Genomic DNA, 1,797 nt, shown 5'->3' on the forward strand with positions numbered 1-1,797 from the left:
CAGCGTCTGAGGTGTATAAGAGACAGCTTCGAGGGGGCGCCCCGGGCAGGCCGGCGGCGGGGATTTCGCGGAGGGGACATTGCGTGGGCTCCGTTCCGCTTTACTCTGAACCGATGCGCGCTGGGCAACCGGCCGAGAGGAAGTTTCAAGAGGCGCGCGTGGTTTCCCACCAAGCCTCCCTTACATCTCCAGGGATTTCCCTTCACTCGCCGCCGTCCTTCGAGGATTCTCCGGCCGCGAGAGAGTCAACGAATGATCGAATGGACGCTGAAGAAGCTCATCGGGACCAAGAATGAGCGCGAGCTCAAGAAGGCCCGCGAGAAGGTCATCCGCATCAACGAGCTGGAGAGCCGGATGCGGGCCCTCAAGGACGAGGACTTTCCTGCCGAGACGGCTCGGCTGAAGCAGGAGATTCAGAACGGGAGGCCGCTCGACAGCATGCTCTTCGAGGCCTTCGCGCTCATCCGTGAAGGCGCGCGCCGCGAAATCGGCCAGCGTCACTATGACGTCCAGCTCATCGGCGGCATGTTCCTGCACGAGGGGTGCATCGCGGAGATGCGCACCGGTGAAGGCAAGACGCTGACGGCCACCTTGCCCTGCTACCTCAACGCCCTGTCCGGGCGCGGGGTGCACGTGGTGACGGTGAACGACTACCTCGCCCGCCGCGACGCGGAGTGGATGGGGCGCGTCTACAAGTTCATGGGCATGACGACGGGCTGCGTGCTCCACGAGCTGTCGGACAAGCAGCGCCAGGAAGCCTACCGCTCGGACATCACCTACGGGCAGAACAACGAGTTCGGCTTCGACTACCTGCGCGACAACATGAAGTTCCGCTTGCAGGACTACGTCCAGCGCGAGCTGAACTACGCGATTGTGGACGAGGTGGACTCCATCCTCATCGACGAGGCCCGCACCCCGCTCATCATCTCCGGTCCCACCGAGGACAGCACGGACAAGTACTACCGGGTGGACCAGGTCATCCCCGGCCTCGTCCCGGACCAGGACTTCACCCTGGACGAGAAGCACCGCTCGGTGTCCCTGACGGATGACGGCATCGAGAAGCTGCAGAAGCGGCTGAGCGTGTCCAACCTCTACGACCCGGGCGAAATCGAGACGCTCCACCACGTGGAGCAGGGCCTGCGCGCGCACACGCTCTACAAGCGCGACAAGGACTACGTGGTGAAGGACGGCGAGGTCGTCATCGTCGACGAGTTCACCGGCCGCCAGATGCCGGGCCGCCGCTGGTCCGATGGCCTCCACCAGGCGATTGAGGCCAAGGAGGGCGTGAAGATCGAGAACGAGAACCAGACGCTGGCGACCATCTCGTTCCAGAACTACTTCCGCATGTACACCAAGCTGTCCGGCATGACGGGCACCGCGGACACGGAGGCGGAGGAGTTCGCGAAGATCTACAACCTGGACGTCCGCGTCATCCCGACCAACCGCACCAACGTCCGCAAGGACCAGCAGGACGTGGTCTACAAGACGGAGCGCGAGAAGTTCGAGGCGGTGGCCGCGCAGATTGAAGAGCTGCACAAGAACGGTCAGCCGGTGCTGGTGGGCACGGTGTCCATCGCCAAGAGCGAGGTGGTCGCCAACTTCCTGAAGAAGCGTGGCGTCCCCCACAACGTCCTCAACGCCAAGCAGCACCAGCGCGAGGCGGACATCGTCGCGCAGGCGGGCCGCAAGGGCGCCGTCACCATCTCCACGAACATGGCCGGCCGTGGAACGGACATCCTCCTGGGTGGCAACGCGGAGGTGCTCGCCAAGGCCTCCGTGGGCCCCCCGCCGGAGGCC

At 64.6% G+C, this 1,797-nt stretch carries 1 protein-coding gene; it reads left to right on the forward strand.

Annotated features, from left to right (window positions below; all coding sequences use genetic code 11):
* Window positions 1-252: 252 nt before the first annotated feature.
* Window positions 253-1,797: preprotein translocase subunit SecA (gene secA, locus FJV41_RS48960; protein WP_141649481.1), on the forward strand; the 1,545-nt coding region annotated here is incomplete at its 3' end.

It is taken from the genome of Myxococcus llanfairpwllgwyngyllgogerychwyrndrobwllllantysiliogogogochensis, from assembly GCF_006636215.1.
Lineage (GTDB): Bacteria > Myxococcota > Myxococcia > Myxococcales > Myxococcaceae > Myxococcus > Myxococcus llanfairpwllgwyngyllgogerychwyrndrobwllllantysiliogogogochensis.